This window comes from Flagellimonas yonaguniensis (assembly GCF_029193885.1).
GTDB lineage: Bacteria > Bacteroidota > Bacteroidia > Flavobacteriales > Flavobacteriaceae > Flagellimonas > Flagellimonas yonaguniensis.
This window is the reverse complement of the sequence record NZ_JARFVB010000017.1, coordinates 1-17,261: the sequence shown is the minus strand read 5'-3', so window position 1 is coordinate 17,261 and position 17,261 is coordinate 1. Positions and strand designations below refer to the sequence as shown.

The window sequence follows — 17,261 nt, the reverse complement described above, 5'->3', positions numbered from 1 at the left end:
TAACAAAACAGGCATTTCAACTACCTATAAGTATCATCAATCAAATCATACAATCATGAGTTTCTGGAGAGTTTTACTTGCCATTCTATTTCCCCCATTGTCAGTAATAGGCAAAGGGTGTGGCTCTATACTTATCGTTTTTTTATTGACTCTTTGCGGTTGGGTGCCAGGTGTAATTGCCGCTTTGGTAATTTTGAACAACCCCAATTAGACGGTTATATGTTTTGCCATCCAGTTGCTTTTTATCCAAAATTATCCATTGCCATTGTGGATATATCCTGATTATGGTACTTTTAGCACGGTCTAGATTCACTTCTGAATCAACCATGATCATATAAACACACTAAACCATAAGCGATACATCATGAAAAAATTACAATTTGCATTTATTGCCGCAATTATCTTTTTGGCTGCCTCATGCAATTTTACCGAAGAAATCCATTTAGAAGAAGATGGTTCTGGAAAGCTATCCATCAATTTTGATGGTTCTGAGATGATGGACATGGCGGGAGATGAATTGTCCAAGACCAATGAAGAGCCAATAGATTCCATAATTTCCTTTAAGGATTTTTTGGAGGAGAAGAAGGATAGTATCGCCCAACTGCCCAAAGAAGAACAAGAAAAGTTGAAAAAGTTGGAGCCCTTCAATATGCGCATGGTCATGAACCCTGAAGAAAAAACCATGATGTTCGACCTCTTCAGTGAGTTTAAAAATGTAACCGAGGTCAATGACGCTTTTGCGACATTCCAAGATGCGAGCTCAATGGGACCGAACGCCAATCCGCAACAAGGCCAAATGAAACCTACTGCACAACCAACAGAGGTTAATTATACGTTCAGGAAAAATAAATTTACCCGTACCGCCAAAATTGTAGATCAAGAGTTGCTCGAACAGCAACTGGATAGCTTGCAAGGTGCGGAGATGTTCCTTTCGGGTTCAACGTATACCCTCAAATATCATTTCCCGAAAAAGATAAAATCCACGACTGCCGAAGCGGCAACTTTTAGCCAAGATGGCAAGACCTTGATTTATGAGGTAAATTTCTTGGATTTGATGAAAGACCCATCGGTACTGGATTTGGAGGTAGAGCTTGAGAAATAGTTTTCCTGTATAGAGCTTCGTATCTTTGTGGCATGAACAAGAAAGTTGCCGTACAAGATTTAGGATTCAAGGATTACAAGGAAACTTGGGACTACCAAGAAGCCCTTTTCAAGAATATTGTGGACACTAAGGTGCGCAACCGTCGAGAGGATGCCGGCCTTGAAACCCCGAACCATTTTTTGTTTGTGGAGCATCCGCATGTGTACACTTTGGGCAAGAGTGGTGATATCAATAATTTATTGGTGGACGAAAAAAAGCTGGCCGAAAAGGGCGCTACTTTTTATAAGATCAACCGTGGTGGCGATATTACGTATCATGGCCCTGGTCAAGTAGTGGGCTACCCCATTTTGGATTTGGATAATTTCTTCACTGATATCCACAAATACCTCCGCTTTTTAGAGGAAATGGTCATATTGACATTGGACGATTATGGTCTTAAGGGACAACGCTCAGAAGGAGAAACCGGTGTCTGGCTGGATGTAGGCACTCCCTTTGCCCGTAAAATATGTGCCATGGGTGTACGGGCCAGCCGTTGGGTGACCATGCACGGTTTTGCCCTTAATGTAAATACCGATTTGGGCTATTTTGATATGATGATCCCCTGTGGTATCAAGGACAAGGCGGTTACTTCTTTAAATGTGGAACTTGGCCAAAAAAAAGTGGATATGGAAGAAGTAAAAGGAAAGTTGCTCAAACATTTTACTACACTTTTTGAGGCGGAGTTGGTCAAGGAAGAGGCTGGGGTTTAGGATTTATTTGTACTTATTGGCTGCATTTGGGTTCAAATCCGAAGAACAAAATTCTGTTCAGTTGGTTCCCATTGTGTCTCCGGTAACTAAATTCAATATGCCATGAAACGATTTCCCTTAAGTATTGCCTTGGCAGGGTTTTTCATTGCCTGGACAATCTGGTATCTGTTTTAGATGTCAGCCAAAAAGCAACTAACTTGACTACTGCCGGTTGACAGGTGGGTGTTGGTTACAAGGCATCATGTAACAAAACAGTTGTCTCTTCGTCTTCCAAAAACAAACTAATACTGAAAATGCTTAAAAGTTTATCAGAAAGAAAAGAAGCTTGGAAGACCATCTTTCTATTTCTTGTACTCGTTATTGCCCTTACTTCCCCTTTTCATTATGCCATTGTCAATTTATATCCCTCAAGGATATATGTAGGGGCCATAATGTGGTGTCCAGCCATAGCTGCAATTATCACCTTAAAAATAAAGGGTCGTAAAATTTCCTCCCTAAATTGGAGTTGGGGAAATTGGAAATATATCCGATGGTCTTATTTTATTCCTGCCTTGTATGGGGTAATCACCTATATGCTCATCTGGATTTTTGGTTTTGGAAGTTTAGCCAATGAAGAAATAATTACAGAATGGGGTAAGGAACTTGGTTTGTTTGGAATAGGAGCATTAAATCCAACGTCGATTACAGTCATAGCCATTATCTTATTGGGAACTGTTGAGGTAATAAGAGCTTCGGCAACAACTTTAGGAGAAGAAATTGGATGGAGGGGATTCTTTATCCATGAATTGAGAAAGGTACTTTCCTTTACCGGTGTATCTATTTTCAGTGGAATTATTTGGGCTGCTTGGCATTGGCCGCTTCTCGTTTACTATAGCAATAATATGCTATTGGAATTTATAACATTCTTTGTTGTGATTATTTCCATGTCATTTATGATGGCTTACTATACTTTCAAATCCAAAAGTTTATGGCCAGCCGTTATTTTTCACGCAGTAAGCAATGTGTATATTCAAAAAATAATGCCTCCTCTAACAATGAAAATCGATGGGGCCGAACATTGGCTTGGCGAGAACGGAATTATGTTTGCAATTGTTACCTGTATTTTTGGAATTTACTTTTGGAGAAAAGGCATCAGAGAAAAGTTGTAAATAGAGCATCGAAACGTGCAATTCATATAACCGAAAGGTTGATCAATCCATAAAAAAACCGAGGCTCAAGCCTCGGTTTTTCTTCTTCTGCAAAAGAAATCAATTATTTACTGAGCTGGGTCAAGACCATGCTGCCCACCAATTTTCCGTTTTTGTTGTAGGATTCTTGTTTTACCATGCCGACACCTTCGGCCAGCCAAGTGCGTGATGGGAAGGTGCTGTTCGCCATCATCATTTTGGTCTTGGTTTCGCTATAGATCACATAACAATCAAAAGTACCGGCAGGAGTGGTAATGCTTTCCTGTTTTTCAACCTTGCGGTTAATGGTTTCCACATTGGTGTTCATGTTGATCGCCCCTCCCATTTTCATTTTTACCGATATATTGGCATCGGGCAGTTCTTGTCCCACGGAAAGATTGTTGGGCAATTCCACATCGGTTCCTGATATATCCATTTCAACATCGCCCATTTGACTGAGCATTTGCTCATTCATCAAGGATTTAAAATCAATTTTAACCACGTTGCCATCGCAAGTAATCTCGTAATCCGAGGTATAGGTGTTTCCCTTTTTGTCCACCATTTCCATCATCATAGTGGCACTTACATTGTCGCCACTGCCTTCCACATTGGTAACGCTATAGTTGATTTGCCCATCCTCCTTGCCCTTTCTGTCATAATTGGTGTACTGCAAGTTGGCACCATCGGCCAAGAGGTAGTAAGTGCTGCAAGCGGATTGCGCCTGTGAATTGGGAGCCGCCAATACGGCAAGTAGCAGTAATAGAAAATATCGTTTCATATATGTGTTAAGTATTATTTTTTAATGAATTCAACTCTACGGTTCTGTGCTTTGCCTTGTGCTGTGCCATTGTCGGCAACAGGTTCCGCTTCTCCTTTTCCTTCGGAGCTCAGTCGGTCCGCGGAAATACCATAAACGGATACCAATGCTTCTTTGACAGCCTCAGCCCGATTTTTGGAAAGTGTAATATTGCTCTCATCCGAACCATCAGAATCGGTGTGCCCAACAATATTGAGGCTAATGGAACCATCCTGATCCAACACTTGTGAGATTTGACGGATAATGCCCATGGATTGGGGCAAAATATCTGCTGAACCTGAATTGAACAGGATGCCATTGGTGGAAATCTTCCCCTCCGACATGAGTTTTCTGCGAAGATCTACACCGCCTTCGTCAATTTTTAAGTTGCTGATCAGCACCTGCTCCTGATTATTATGCTTATCGATGCCATTGACATGGAACTTAACGTAATTGATCAGCTCGGGTTTTACAATAAATTGGGGCAGGTCTACAATTTTGTTTTCGTTGAGCCATAGGCGGTACCTGTTTTTATTTACGGCAATGGAGACATGCACTACATCTTGGAAAATTGCCCTTAAATCATGCTGCATGGTATTTTGAATAGGGGATGGATCACCTTTGAAGTTGTTATCTACTTTAACCCCTATCGGTATATATTGGCAAAAAGAAAGATTTGATAGGGCATTGTTCTCATTAGTGGTCAAATGGGAGGTTTCTGATAAATAAATGCGTAGCGTAGCTTGTGAACTGGTATTTTTGGTAAGATTGGTCGCTTTTAAGTCAAATTCCATGGTGAAATCCTCGGGAAGCGTGGTGCCTAAATTGGGTACGGTCAAACTCTTGTTGGCAATAGAGTACCATTTTCCGGGTATGTTCCCGACCGTAACTACTTCGCCGGACCCATTGGTGTTCCATTTGGAGGGAAAGTCGCCCATGAAGTCATCATTGAAGTCATCATAGAAAATGGGCTTGTCCCCAGGAACATAATCAAATTTGCTGTAGACTTCTATGGTCTTGGGGCCTGCGGTAACGTTTTCGGTGGACGAGCCATTCTCTCCAGCGTTGCCATTGGTGTTGCCATTTCCTTGGGTGTTGCCAGGTGCTTGTTTGCTCCCAGAACCTGGTTCTAGGATGCTGTCTAGTGCTTGATCTGTTTTTTTTGAGGTTTCTTTTTCTACCCTGTTTTCAACGGTTCGTTGAGCTGCTTTTTCAGCTTTCTTGGCCAATTTTTTAAAAAATTGGGCCTCTCCGCTGGTGCCCATCAATAGGGCAAAGCACAAACAGTAGAAAAGTTTGTTCGAGGTTTTCATTTAATAGTGTTTTTAGTTTGTTGATAAAGCAATTCTATCCAAACTACTAAAATGTAACCTTCAATCAGTTCAAAAATGTATGTTTCGTAGCAACTATTGTATAAGTCGCATTAAGATTATGGATTAGTTTATTTTGTACACAATCAGGGAGTTGTCTTGGTCCTTGGCGACCAGTTCCAGCTTTCTGTCATTGTCCATATCGGTAAGGTCCATCAAAGAACTGCCAAATACGGGGAAGTTTGGAATCGACTCCGCTTGACTATCGAACAAATAGATTTGATGGTTCTGGATGTCCGTTACCGCAACGTATATTTTATCGTAGATGTAAAATATTTTTGGTTTGGAGTAAACACCCAGTTCCAGCTCCACTTTTCTTCCTTTTATACTGAGAATATTGTCATCCATAAATACAAGCGTGTTGCTCGTAGCATAAAACCCGTGATCGGGATTTAGGTTGAAATCAGTGGCGACGAGTTTTCCGTTGGTGTCTATTTGATGCAGCACACCAGTTTTGTTGGTCATGGAAAATTTATTCTTATATAGAAAGACTTCGTTGCTGGAAAAATCTATTTTTTCGGACACTTTGATTCGGTCGCTGCCCACACGGTGCAGAATTCGAAGGGTACTGTTGTCCTGTTTAAACACTAAATAGTCTTTGTTGCCGACCCTGAAGTGCTTTGGTGTCCCTAAAATATTGCTCTGGGCATCGGTAAAGGTAAACCCGTGAACAATCTTAGCTTGGTTGTTGTACATATAGACCTTACTTCCCTGTGTGATCACGAAGCGGTAGTTTCGACTTCCATCATAATCAAAAACAGCCAATGGGTTAAGGTTGCCACCTTCAAATTCAATATTGAATGGAGTAACCTCGTCGCCATTGCGGTCCAATATCAGGAATTGGTCATTCGTGGTAAAGGCCAGTTGTAGTTTTCCGTTTTTGTATAAATCGACTTGTTGTATTTCCCCTTGGATCCTACCTTCCAATTGTTTCGTCCATAGGACTTTTCCATCTGTGGAGATCAGGTAGAGGACATTGTTCTGGTCCTGCACCACGATTTCTTGTTGCTTGGTCCTGTGGTTTTTTACAAATTGTGGGTCTGTGGCCAAGTCTGTGTTCAGTTCCAGTGTGAATAGAGGGGATACTGTATTTCTTTCTCGGTTCTTTTCAATTTTTGATGCCAATATGTTGAAATGCCCGAAACCGTTGTCCATTACCATCTGCGAAGCAAAGACCTGTTCCTTTAGATCGTCTTCATCAATATCCTCCGATATTTCGGGGGCAAGTTCCTGATCGGCAAAAAATCCAATGCCTGATGCATTGGAAACGAAAAGCATGCTGGATTCGCTCGCCAAAGATGCTTTTGCGGTTTTGTAACCTTGGTCGTTATCAAAAGAAGAGGAACTTTTATGATTGCTGATGATGGTCTGTAAGGCTTCTTTTTCCTCTGAAAAGATGAAGCTGTTTTCTATAATGGTGCAGTAGTTGGATTTAAAATTTGTGACCAAGGGAGTAAAGCCTTCTTCCACCAGTCCTGTATCCTCCAACTCTAGAATTTCACTGTCCTGATAGTTTTGTGAAGCAGTCTTGCGACTATCCAAATAATCATAAAGGCTTTGGGTGCCATACGATTTTAAAAGGACCACTTTTTCGTTGTTGAGATAAATTACCCCAACTTCTTCAACGGTATTGAAAAGGGAATCGGTTTGTTTGATTCTGTCCAAATATGCGTTCTGGTTTTTGGCGAATACCTGATAGTCGTCAAAAGTATAGGATAATATGGCTTGGGAAGTTAGTGGTGCATACGAAGGGGTTTTGTTGGCCAAGGGGGCAGTTCCCTTGAATAAATTGATGAAATTTTTAGTGGAATCGGGAGCCATGGCGACCCCGCTTAAACCAACTTCGTCCGAATTTGCGGTAAAATCCAAAGAGATCCAAGATGAAAAGGGGTGGTGGTCGCTTTTGTTTTGTTCCTTTAACGAGAGTAAGGATGTGTTGCCACTTGGATTGATGAACAGGGTGGCGGATTTATCCAGTGAACTGGCTTGGTAGAGTTTTTCCAAAGTTGGATCTGCAGGTGTGTGTTCACTTACCCTAATGAGGTTTTCCATCAACATCATTGAAGAACCCATCAGGATGGCGTCATTTTTTTGCAAGCTGAACACTTCCAAACCGTCAAGATTGTATTTGGTGACAGCCGTGCCTTCATAGGTCAGGGTCTCCACTGTTTTGTTTGCCACGCTGTCCACATTGAATATGCCGGGCCCTTTTTTGGCGGCCAGTACATAGTCGTAGTTGTCCTTGCCTATTTCGTATAGTGCAAGCACACAGGTTTTGTCGGTAGAGAGGTGTTCCAGACCATTGATTTTATCTATAACATCCTCAATGCTGGTAAAACCTTTAATACTGTTAAGGGTTGAATTGTTTTTGAGTTCGCTCTTGAAATTGGTCAAGTTGGCAATCTTTACAACGAGGGATGGATCGGGTGGTAAATGTTCTAAAAGGGAGTCTTTGGTCTTTACCTCTTTGGTACAGGATGCGATAAAAATGGGGAGCAAACAAAAAAGTGCCTTTGATCTCATTCTTGAAGTTTGACACAAAGTTAGGATTTTTAAATATCCAGTGTCAATTGTTCGGGAAGTTGTCTGAAGCTTTTTCGATGATACTTGGTAATACCGTATTTTTTTATGGCCTCTCTGTGTTCCTTGGTTGGGTACCCTTTGTTTTTTTTCCAGTTGTACATTGGGAATTCTTCATGGATTTTGGCCATATACTCATCCCTATATGTTTTTGCCAAAACGGAAGCTGCCGCAATACTCATGTATTTGCCATCCCCTTTGACAATGCACTCGTGATCTATATCGGGATAAGGCTTGAACCTATTTCCATCCACAATGATAAAGTCTGGAATCGGGTTAAGCTTTTCGATGGCGCGGTGCATAGCCAAAAATGAGGCGTTCAAAATGTTTATTTCATCGATTTCGTCCTGAAAAACATGGCAAACGGAGAAGGAAACCGCTTTTTTCTCCAAAATGGGGCGTAATAATGTTCGTTTTACCTCTGAAAGCTGTTTGGAGTCATTTAATATGTCATTATTGAAATTTTTTGGCAAGGAGACCGCTGCGGCAGTAACAGGGCCGGCCAAACAGCCTCTTCCGGCTTCATCTGTTCCTGCTTCGAAAACAGAATGATAACATGATTTTAACATATCTCTTAAAAATTTAACACATCAATTCCGTAAAAAAACACAATTACCAATAAATAGTTAAAAAAAATTATAAACACCCAATAAACAAGGGTTTAACGTAAAGAAATTATGTTAAAATTATTAAAAAAATGTATGATAAAGCTGTCATTTATTAAGTGCAAAGTTGTTAATTTTTTTGAATATTAACTTTTTATATTGATTTTTGAGCGGACTAATTCAAAAAATGAAATAAATGAGAGCTAAGTTAGCATGGATGCTAACGCCCTTGTTGGCGTTATGCATGTCTTTCTCTTATGGACAAGAGAAAACAGTTTCAGGTAACGTGACGGATCAAAATGGTTTGCCGTTACCAGGTGTTTCCGTGGTCGTCGTTGGGACGTCTTCAGGAACCCAAACAGATTTTGATGGTAATTATTCAGTTACCGTTAGTACTGGTCAGGTGTTGCGTTTTAGTTACATCGGTCAGAAAACAGTTGAAAGAACTATAGGGGCTTCCTCAACCATTAATATTCAGATGGAGGAAGATGCCCAGGCCTTGGAAGAGGTTGTGGTAACGGGGTATGGTTCTCGTTCTCGAGAGCTTTCAACTTCTGCTGTTTCGACAGTATCCACTGAAAAGATTGAAGCGTTTGTTCCTTCTACAAGTGTGGATAACATTCTTCAAGGTCAGGCCGCGGGTGTTCAGGTGACAGCTGCGAACGGACGACCTGGTCAAACGGCATTTGTAACGATTAGGGGTGTGGGCTCCATTTCTTCTAGTACAACCCCACTTTACGTAGTGGATGGTGTTCCGGTCAATTCGGATTTCATCAACAATTTGAACCCTAACGATATTGAAACCTTCTCTATCTTGAAGGATGCGGCCACTGTTTCCAAGTACGGTTCCCGTGGTGCAAACGGTGTTGTTTTGATCACTACCAAACAAGGTAGGTCGGGAGACGCTAGAGTTACATTCAGATCATCTTATGGTTTTGCAGAAAGAATTCCAGACCCATTTGATTTGATGAATGCCTCTCAAAAATTGGAACTTGAGCGTCAATTTGCTGATTTGGGGGTAAGTGCAGCACAATCATTACCTGGTGCCAATGCGGATGACGCGGAAAGAGCAAGGTTGATTGGGTTGGATACAAATTGGGAAGAGGAGTTGTTGAGAAAATCCCAAATACAGTCCAGTTCACTTTCCATATCAGGAGGGAGTGAGAAAATGACATACTTTATGTCTTTGGGTTATGATAAGAATACTGGTATTATTGACAGAATTGATGGTTTTGAAAGAATTACAGCTCGTTTGAACACGACCTACCAAGCAAAGGATTGGTTGAATGTTGGAACCAATATTTCATTGTCAAGAAATACAACTGACCTTCCAAGGGACCGTAATAACGTACAGAATCCATTTAGGGCTATGTATGATTACAACCCATGGGATCCATTGTATTCAAGAAACCCTGATGGAAGTATTGCGACTGATGATCAAGGCGATCCTATATTCAACCCGACAACAGCAGGTTTTCCAATTGCAAAGGCTTTGATTACAGAGCCTGAGGACAATAGAAACTTCTTGATTGTGGGTAGTTTGTTTGCTGATATTCAGTTTTCTGATAAATTTTCGAACAGATTTACTGTGGGGGCATCAAATAACAGGTATAACAGGACAGCTAGGTCTTTGGCCGGTGGTGTTTTGAATACCATTGTTGGTGATGCTAACTTCCCAGGTACCCAGACTGATAATTTTCAGAATACATTGCAGTATAACGTAAATAACTTGTTTACTTATACGGATACTTATGGGGATTACCATAATTTGTCTGCCAGTTTCCTTTTGGAGTACAACGAAAATATCTATACAAGCTTGTTTGCTAGTTCAAGAGGTTTTCCGTCTCCAGAAATACCATACCAGAATATTGCGGCGGAAGCAACGTCTGCGGGTACTGGGGAGGCGAGAAGGAGTCTATTCTCCCAAGGTCTCTTCGTGGACTACGATTATGATAGTAAATACATACTTTCTGGTTCCATTAGAAGGGATGGTTCTTCTAGGTTCGGTCCAGAAAACAAGTATGGATATTTCTATAGTGGAAGTGCTGCATGGAACATTGCCAATGAGTCGTTTATGGAAGGTACTTTTGTTAACGATTTGAAGCTTAGAGCTTCTTATGGTACTTCTGGTAACCAAAACATTGGGGATTTTGCTTTTCTTGACTTGTTACAATTTAATACGTACAATGGAAATACAACAGCTATTCCAATCGGTGTAGGTAACCCTAATGTACAGTGGGAGTCTCAGGCCATTTTGGATATTGGTGTTGAATTTGGATTGTTCAACAATCGTATCAATGGTGTAGTGGACTACTTTAAGAAGAATTCCAAAGACCTATTGTTGGATCAACCATTGTCCCATACAGTTGGTGATGAGAATAATTCAATTACTTCCAATATTGGTGAAGTTGAAAACAGTGGTATTGAAATATCCTTGAATGCTGATGTTGTCAGAGCTGAAAACTTTGTTTGGAGAGTAGGAGGAAACGTGTCCTTTTTGGATAATAAGGTTGTATCCTTGGTGGATGGTAGTGATATCATTAACGGGGATTTCGGTTATAACATCTTAAGAGAAGGCGAGGAAATCAATTCTTTCTATACGGTAAAATATGCAGGGGTCAACCCAGCCAATGGAGAGCCTTTGTATTACGATTTGGATGGTAATATTACCAATCAATACAGTGGGGCGTTCAATACCATATTGGAAGGTAAGTCTCCATACGCAAACATAGAAGGAGGGTTCTTCACTTCCATTAAATGGGGTGGTTTTGGAGTTCGTGCAGATTTTGTTGGTAAAGCAGGAAACTATATCATGAACTTCCAAAGACAGGCAGGTATTTCAATTGGAAATATCGATAGCAACCAAAGGGTGGAAGCCTTTAACTATTGGAAACAACCTGGAGATACCAATGTATTGCCAAGTCCATTGTACCAAGGTACCGCTGACCAAGACAGTGATCGTTGGTTGGAAAGAGGGGATTACCTTCGTTTGAGAACGTTAACCGTCGACTATACGTTGCCAGGCAAATTCATGGATAGAACAGGTATTGACAGGATAAGAGTATTTGCTACAGGTCAGAACTTGTTTACTATAACGGAATACAATGGTGATCCAGAAATCGGAATTGGTTCTGACGAGAGTTCTGAGGCAGGTACTGCTGGATTTATCCCAGGAGCCTTCTCTTTATTTAGTTATCCACAGACTAGATCTTATACTTTCGGAGTAGAAATAGGATTTTAAAAAACAAAAATTGACATGAAAAATAAGTTATATACATATTGTTTAGCATCGTTGCTTGCCACTGGTCTATTGGTGTCTTGTGACGACGAACTTGATATTGATCCGTTCGAGGAAGGAAATCCAGCGACATTCTTTAATAGTGTGTCCAGTTTTCAAAACGGGGTGGATGGTATCTATAGCCAATTATGGAATTACTATTCGTCTCCCGGTTCGGGATTGCAGGGTATCCCGGATATTCTTGCGGATAACGTGATTCTTTCCCAAACAGGCCGTAGATCAAACGAAGATTATTATGATTATCGATATAATGCAAATACGGCAGGGGCAATCTCCCTATATTGGAGTGAGGCTTATGAGGCAATCAATGCTGCTAACTTGGTGATTGGGCAGATTGATAATTTGGCCGCTGGTGCAGCAAGGGACAATATCCTTGGTCAGGCCATGGCGGCTCGTGCCATTGCGCATTTCGACCTCGTTAGGGTGTATGCGATGATTCCAACACAGAGCGCTGATGCAAACAACTCTCCAGGTATTGTTTACATGAAAGTTGAAGATGGAGACACAGGAGATCCTTATGCTCAACCTGCTAGAGAGACTGTTGCTAGCAACTATGCCGAAATAATTGGTGATTTAGAACAAGCAGCACAACTTATTGGGGATTCAAATGGTGAAGGCCGTTTGGATAGAGATGGTGTATACGGTATGTTGTCTAGGGTTTATCTTTACAATGGAGATTATCAACTAGCCGTAAGCGCTGCTAATCAAGTACAAACCAATGTCGCTGATGCTGCAGACTTGTTGGATGTTTATGAGGATACGACCAATGAAGGTGTTATCATTGAATGGTCTGTGAACACTTCCTCTGAATCTGGTTTCAACAATGTTGGTGTATTGTATAGCCAAACTACACCTCCTAATACTGTTTCTGAATATGTTATTGATTATGAATTTTACAATAATTTGGATGCAAATGACTTGAGGTTAGATGTTATTCAGTATGATGCTACCAATCAAGGAAACAATTACAATGCAGTTAGAAAATTCTTGGGAGAAACGGGTCAGGTAAATGGCCGTGTGGATATCAAGGTGCTTAGAGCTGCAGAAGTATTGTTGAATAAAGCGGAAGCTCAATTTGAGTTGGATCAGGAAGGTCCCGCACTTACTACCTTAAACACATTAAGGGATGCCAGATACACTTCTTATACGGGTGGAGAAAGTGGTCAAGCTTTGGAAGATGCCATTCAGTATGAAAGAAGAGTGGAACTAAGTTTTGAAGGACACAGGTTCTTTGATTTGAAGCGTAGAGGAGAACCAATTCAGCGTTCTAATAATGGGGATATTCAAGACGGTACTGGAACTCCTCCAGAAGTATTGATTTTGCCGGCAGGCGACTATAGGTTCCAATTACCTATTCCAGCAGCTGAAATCAATGCTAACCCTAATATGGAACAAAATCCAAATTATTAATTAATCGATAACGACTTAAAAAGATGAAAAATATAATTAAGAAATTTGGGATTCTTTTTGCAGGTGTTGCCTTGATTCTCTCTTCTTGTGAAGAAGAGGTAACGGTTTTTGACAACGTAAATGGCCAAACTGGGGTTTCTTTTGGAACCACAAGCTATAACGTCTCTGTGCCGGAAGAAGGTCTTGCATTGGAAATTCCAGTTAATGTGACTACAGTATCAGATTCAGATAGGACATTTGATGTCACTGTTTCAGACACCTCAGTTGGCGGAGGGGAAAATTACTCCGTAGGAACAGTTACGATACCAGCAAATGGGTATAATGGTGTTCTGGATGTATCTTTGAATTTCGATCCTTTAGTGGACGGAGAAGTTTATGCCTTGGTTCTTAACCTTAGTGCGCCAGAAGGTGGCGTTGCTTTTGATGAAACAGTTTCCATTGAATATTTCAAGGAGATTATATGTAATGATTTCTTATTGACAGTGGTAACTGATACCTATGGAGCAGAAACTACCTGGGAAATTGCCAATGAATCTGGAACAGTTGTAGTTTCAGGAGGTCCTTATGCCAATGTGTCGGGAGGAGATACCTATACATCTGAGTTTTTCTTGGAGGATGGATGTTATACATTTACCATATATGATGCTTATGGTGATGGACAGAGTGATGGTAACATGGTAGGTTATTACACCTTGGAGTGCTCTATTTTGGATGTATTGACGGGTGGCGGAGAATTTGGTGGCTCTCAAACTCTGGAATTCTGTGTTAACCAATAATTTATTTAACTAGGATATATATCCTTTTATAATATAAAAACCGGTCTGATATTAATTTTCAGCCCGGTTTTATATTTTCATTCCTTGAGCCTTATAGAATGAGTTTTGCAAACTACAGAAACGTTTTGGTTTGATGATAAAAAAATGGAGCCATTATCTGATAATGGCTCCATTTTTTTATTGAATTTATAGTATTTGCTGTATCTACAAGATATTGTTATTGTAGAATTGCATCAATTTAATGGCATCCTCTTCTTTGAAGGGCTTTATGTCATTTTCTTTGATAAAGTCTTTTATGTTTTCCTTGCCCAATAAATCATAAAAGTATTTTTTTCTCAAATATATTTTTGTGGCAGGCTCTTCCTCTTTCTGTATATAGTAATCACTTATATCTATAAATCTGGGAGGAACCGTTCTGTCATAGTTGGTTGCTCCTGTTCTACCTCGTCGAAGTTTCTTCTCTGGTTTGTAGAGCAATTTTACCTTACCTTCATTCAACGGGATGAAATATCCGATTCTAGTGGTTTCATTGTTGGAGTCATCCAAGTAAGGGTATAGTTTGTACAACTTATCATCGATTCGCGCAGAAATGTAATTGCGTTTTAACACAGCGGAGTATTCTTTATCTCCCTTTTGAAGTTCTATCTCACTGTTGGCCGCATTATATCTTAAATTTCCTATGGTTTTTACTTTTCCGTTTATTAGAACTTGGCCATACTTGAAATTCTCATCAAAATATGGAGATCCTTCTGTTTTTGTTTCTTTCGGTTCTATAGCTGTTGTTTGGAACGATACTACGGCTCCTTCATCTGGATTTGTAAAATTAACTTGCGCTGCTCCAACGGTGGCGGTTAGCAAAGTCAAAATATTTAATTTAAAATTCATTTATAACCTGATTTTTAAATAGTTTTTACTCTTTTTTAGCGATTTTATTTTCAACGGCAATAAGCAACATTTAATTGAACTTGATTGTTATAATTTTCTTAATGTTATCATAAATCAGTCAAAGGTTTCATGTTCGATGTTCGTATGTGTAATCTGGTTTTTTCATGAATAAATTTTTCACATTTCTTTAGAAACAAAACTTTTACCTTTGCCCAACCAATATCATGGAATGAGATTTATAGTATTGACCCTGCTTTTATTCTTTGGCCATTCACTAATGGCGCAACAAGATTCGATTCCCCCGAAAAAGGAAACAGATTCCTTGGAGCTTCAGGGTAGGGACTCGATAAACGTTGGAATAAAGGATACCATAGCCAAAAAAGATTCCATCAAACAAATGCTTAGGCCAAAGGGGCCTGGAAAATTACTTGCAAAGCAAAAGGACTCCATTGGTATCCGAGATTATAAAATCGTATCCTATCAGCGTGATACCACCTTTGTGGATACTATGCTTACTATTCAAAAGGACTACAAGTATAATTATCTCCGCAAAGATGATTTTGAGTTAATGCCCTTTACCAATATGGGGCAACCTTATAATGAATTGGGCGTTGGCTTTGGGGCTATTCCCTATTATCCTCGAATCGGAGCTACGGCAAAGCATCCGGGATACTTCGAAAAAGAGGATGTTGATTATTACAGTGTACCTACCCCTATGACCGAGCTCATGTTCAAGACGACCATGGAGCAGGGGCAGTACCTCGACGCTCTGTTGACCTTTAATATGACGGAAAGATTCAATGCGGCCATAGCGTATAACGGATTTCGCTCTTTGGGAAAATATAGATATGAAGAAGCTCAAGATGGAAAATTCAGGGTAAGCTTCAATTACATTACAGAAAACGGAAAATACGGGTTAAGAGGTCACATAGCAGCACAGGAGATGGAAAGTGAAGAAAGCGGTGGGTTACTTGATAGAAGTCAATTTGAAGACGATTTGCCCGATTTTCAGGATAGGGCAAAAATTGATTTGCAGTATACCGATGCCAACAATAGGATTTTGGGTAAACGTTACTTCTTAGATCAGCAATTCAAGTTGGTGAACCATAAGAAGGATTCAACGGACAATGAACCCACAACGTTGACCATAGGGCATGAGTTTAGCTATGAAACCAAAATATATGATTTTGAACAAACCCGTCAGAACGATGCTTTTGGTCAAGACCCGTTTTTAACCCCCATAGAAGATAGGGCCCGGTTGAAGACAATGTTCAATAAGGGAACAGTGACATTTTCAAATAGAACATTGGGGAAATTGTCCGGTAATGTAAGCCTGTACAATTATAACTACTACTTCAATAGTATTCTTATTACTGAAGAAGAAACCATCCAAAATAAGTTGAAGGGAGAGGAGATTTCGGTAGGGGGGGGGTACAGTAATGAATTTGGGCCACTGTCTTTAAAAGGGAATATCAATTACACTGTTTCGGGGGAACTTACAGGGAATAATTTGGATGCCTATGCGTCATTTAGGTTGAATGAAAATAACTCATTGACGGGGGGTGTGCACATTTCCTCCAGAATGCCGGACTTTAACTACTTGCTTTACCAGAGTGATTATCGCAATTTCAATTGGCAGAATAACGATGCCTTCGAGAAAGAGCAGTCGCAAAGTATCTCGGTTGGTTTCAATTCCAAAAAAATTGGTCAGTTGCAAGCAGATTTTAGCAGGGTTGATAATTACACCTATTTTGCGTCCACTGCCAACGAAGAGGAAATAGGTCTGGGGCAAGAGACCGCATTCGTGAGACCGTTCCAAGAAGCGGGGACCGTGAATCATCTTAAGGTTAAGTATGAGAAAGAACTAAAATGGAGAAAGTGGGCGTTGATGAACACAGTGATGTATCAAGAGGTAACTCAGGATAATCAAGTGCTCAATCTACCACAAGTAGTTACAAGAAACAGCTTGTACTTTTCAAGTGACGTGTTCAAAAAGGCCATGTTTTTGCAAACAGGTGTGACCTTTAAATATTTTACATCATACAATATGAATGCCTATAATCCATTGTTGGGCGAATTCTATATCCAGAATAACGAAGAATTCGGAGGTTATCCATTGATGGATGTTTTCATTAATGCCAAGGTAAAGCAAACTAGGATCTATTTAAAAGCCGAACATCTGAATTCCATATTTTCAGAGCCTAATTATTACTCCGCGCCAAATTATCCCTATCGCGATTTTGTGATTCGATTTGGGTTGGTTTGGAATTTCTTTTCATAAAATGTGTTGAGAGGTAAAATAGGGGGATACTGAAAAACAAGCACTTATAGATTAATTGGTTTTTTTTGAAAAAAAATATTGAAAAACATTTTGTGGGAAGGAAATAAGGTGCGTATATTTGCACCCGCTTAGCTGATAAGGCAGGGCGCTTCCAAGGCATCGAAAAGGTGTTTTTTGAAGTAAAAAAGAAAAGAAGTTCATATACATATTGTAACGACAGCGTAAAGAGAATAAGAACCATTT

At 40.1% G+C, this 17,261-nt stretch carries 13 protein-coding genes; 8 read left to right on the top strand and 5 right to left on the bottom strand.

Annotated features, from left to right (window positions below; all coding sequences use genetic code 11):
• Positions 1-55 precede the first annotated feature (55 nt).
• The 4 genes from PY092_RS17555 to PY092_RS17540 all read left to right on the top strand — a co-directional run bounded on the left by PY092_RS17555 (position 56) and on the right by PY092_RS17540 (position 2,999).
• Positions 56-211 (top strand): YqaE/Pmp3 family membrane protein, encoded by a 156-nt coding sequence (locus PY092_RS17555; protein WP_090291467.1) that lies wholly within the window; start codon positions 56-58, stop codon positions 209-211.
• A 153-nt stretch (positions 212-364) separates the two neighbouring features.
• The gene (locus PY092_RS17550; protein WP_275617102.1) at positions 365-1,102 is read left to right on the top strand and encodes a hypothetical protein; all 738 of its coding nucleotides are present in this window, start codon (positions 365-367) and stop codon (positions 1,100-1,102) included.
• A 32-nt stretch (positions 1,103-1,134) separates the two neighbouring features.
• Positions 1,135-1,851, top strand: a complete 717-nt coding sequence (gene lipB / locus PY092_RS17545; RefSeq protein ID WP_275617101.1) for a lipoyl(octanoyl) transferase LipB — start codon at positions 1,135-1,137, stop codon at positions 1,849-1,851.
• A 293-nt stretch (positions 1,852-2,144) separates the two neighbouring features.
• Positions 2,145-2,999 (top strand): CPBP family intramembrane glutamic endopeptidase, encoded by an 855-nt coding sequence (locus PY092_RS17540; RefSeq protein ID WP_275617100.1) that lies wholly within the window; start codon positions 2,145-2,147, stop codon positions 2,997-2,999.
• A 103-nt stretch (positions 3,000-3,102) separates the two neighbouring features.
• Here PY092_RS17540 and PY092_RS17535 read toward each other — a convergent pair whose 3' ends face one another.
• From PY092_RS17535 to PY092_RS17520, 4 genes are all read right to left on the bottom strand, one after another.
• Positions 3,103-3,795 (bottom strand): TapB family protein, encoded by a 693-nt coding sequence (locus tag PY092_RS17535; RefSeq protein WP_275617099.1) that lies wholly within the window; start codon positions 3,793-3,795, stop codon positions 3,103-3,105.
• Between the two features lie 14 nt (positions 3,796-3,809).
• On the bottom strand, positions 3,810-5,126 hold the full coding sequence (locus PY092_RS17530; protein ID WP_275617098.1) for an OmpA family protein: 1,317 nt from the start codon (positions 5,124-5,126) through the stop codon (positions 3,810-3,812).
• 123 nt (positions 5,127-5,249) lie between these two features.
• Positions 5,250-7,706, bottom strand: coding sequence for a ribonuclease HII (locus PY092_RS17525; RefSeq protein WP_275617097.1), 2,457 nt, complete (start codon positions 7,704-7,706; stop codon positions 5,250-5,252).
• 29 nt (positions 7,707-7,735) lie between these two features.
• Complete coding sequence (locus tag PY092_RS17520; protein ID WP_275617096.1) at positions 7,736-8,332, bottom strand: ribonuclease HII; 597 nt, start codon at positions 8,330-8,332, stop codon at positions 7,736-7,738.
• A 232-nt stretch (positions 8,333-8,564) separates the two neighbouring features.
• Between PY092_RS17520 and PY092_RS17515 the strand changes: the two genes are divergently transcribed.
• The 3 genes from PY092_RS17515 to PY092_RS17505 are packed head-to-tail and all read left to right on the top strand — an operon-like array spanning position 8,565 to position 13,852.
• Positions 8,565-11,609 (top strand): SusC/RagA family TonB-linked outer membrane protein, encoded by a 3,045-nt coding sequence (locus tag PY092_RS17515; protein WP_275617095.1) that lies wholly within the window; start codon positions 8,565-8,567, stop codon positions 11,607-11,609.
• A 51-nt stretch (positions 11,610-11,660) separates the two neighbouring features.
• Entirely contained in the window at positions 11,661-13,076 is a 1,416-nt protein-coding gene (locus PY092_RS17510; protein ID WP_275617094.1) for a RagB/SusD family nutrient uptake outer membrane protein, read from the top strand.
• A gap of 23 nt (positions 13,077-13,099) precedes the next feature.
• Entirely contained in the window at positions 13,100-13,852 is a 753-nt protein-coding gene (locus PY092_RS17505; RefSeq protein ID WP_275617093.1) for a hypothetical protein, read from the top strand.
• A gap of 204 nt (positions 13,853-14,056) precedes the next feature.
• Here the strand turns inward: PY092_RS17505 and PY092_RS17500 are convergent, their stop codons facing one another.
• Positions 14,057-14,737, bottom strand: coding sequence for a hypothetical protein (locus tag PY092_RS17500; RefSeq protein WP_275617092.1), 681 nt, complete (start codon positions 14,735-14,737; stop codon positions 14,057-14,059).
• Positions 14,738-14,966: 229 nt separating this feature from the next.
• Here PY092_RS17500 and PY092_RS17495 point away from each other — a divergent pair, with 229 nt between their 5' ends.
• The gene (locus PY092_RS17495; RefSeq protein WP_275617091.1) at positions 14,967-17,018 is read left to right on the top strand and encodes a putative porin; all 2,052 of its coding nucleotides are present in this window, start codon (positions 14,967-14,969) and stop codon (positions 17,016-17,018) included.
• Positions 17,019-17,261: the final 243 nt, after the last annotated feature.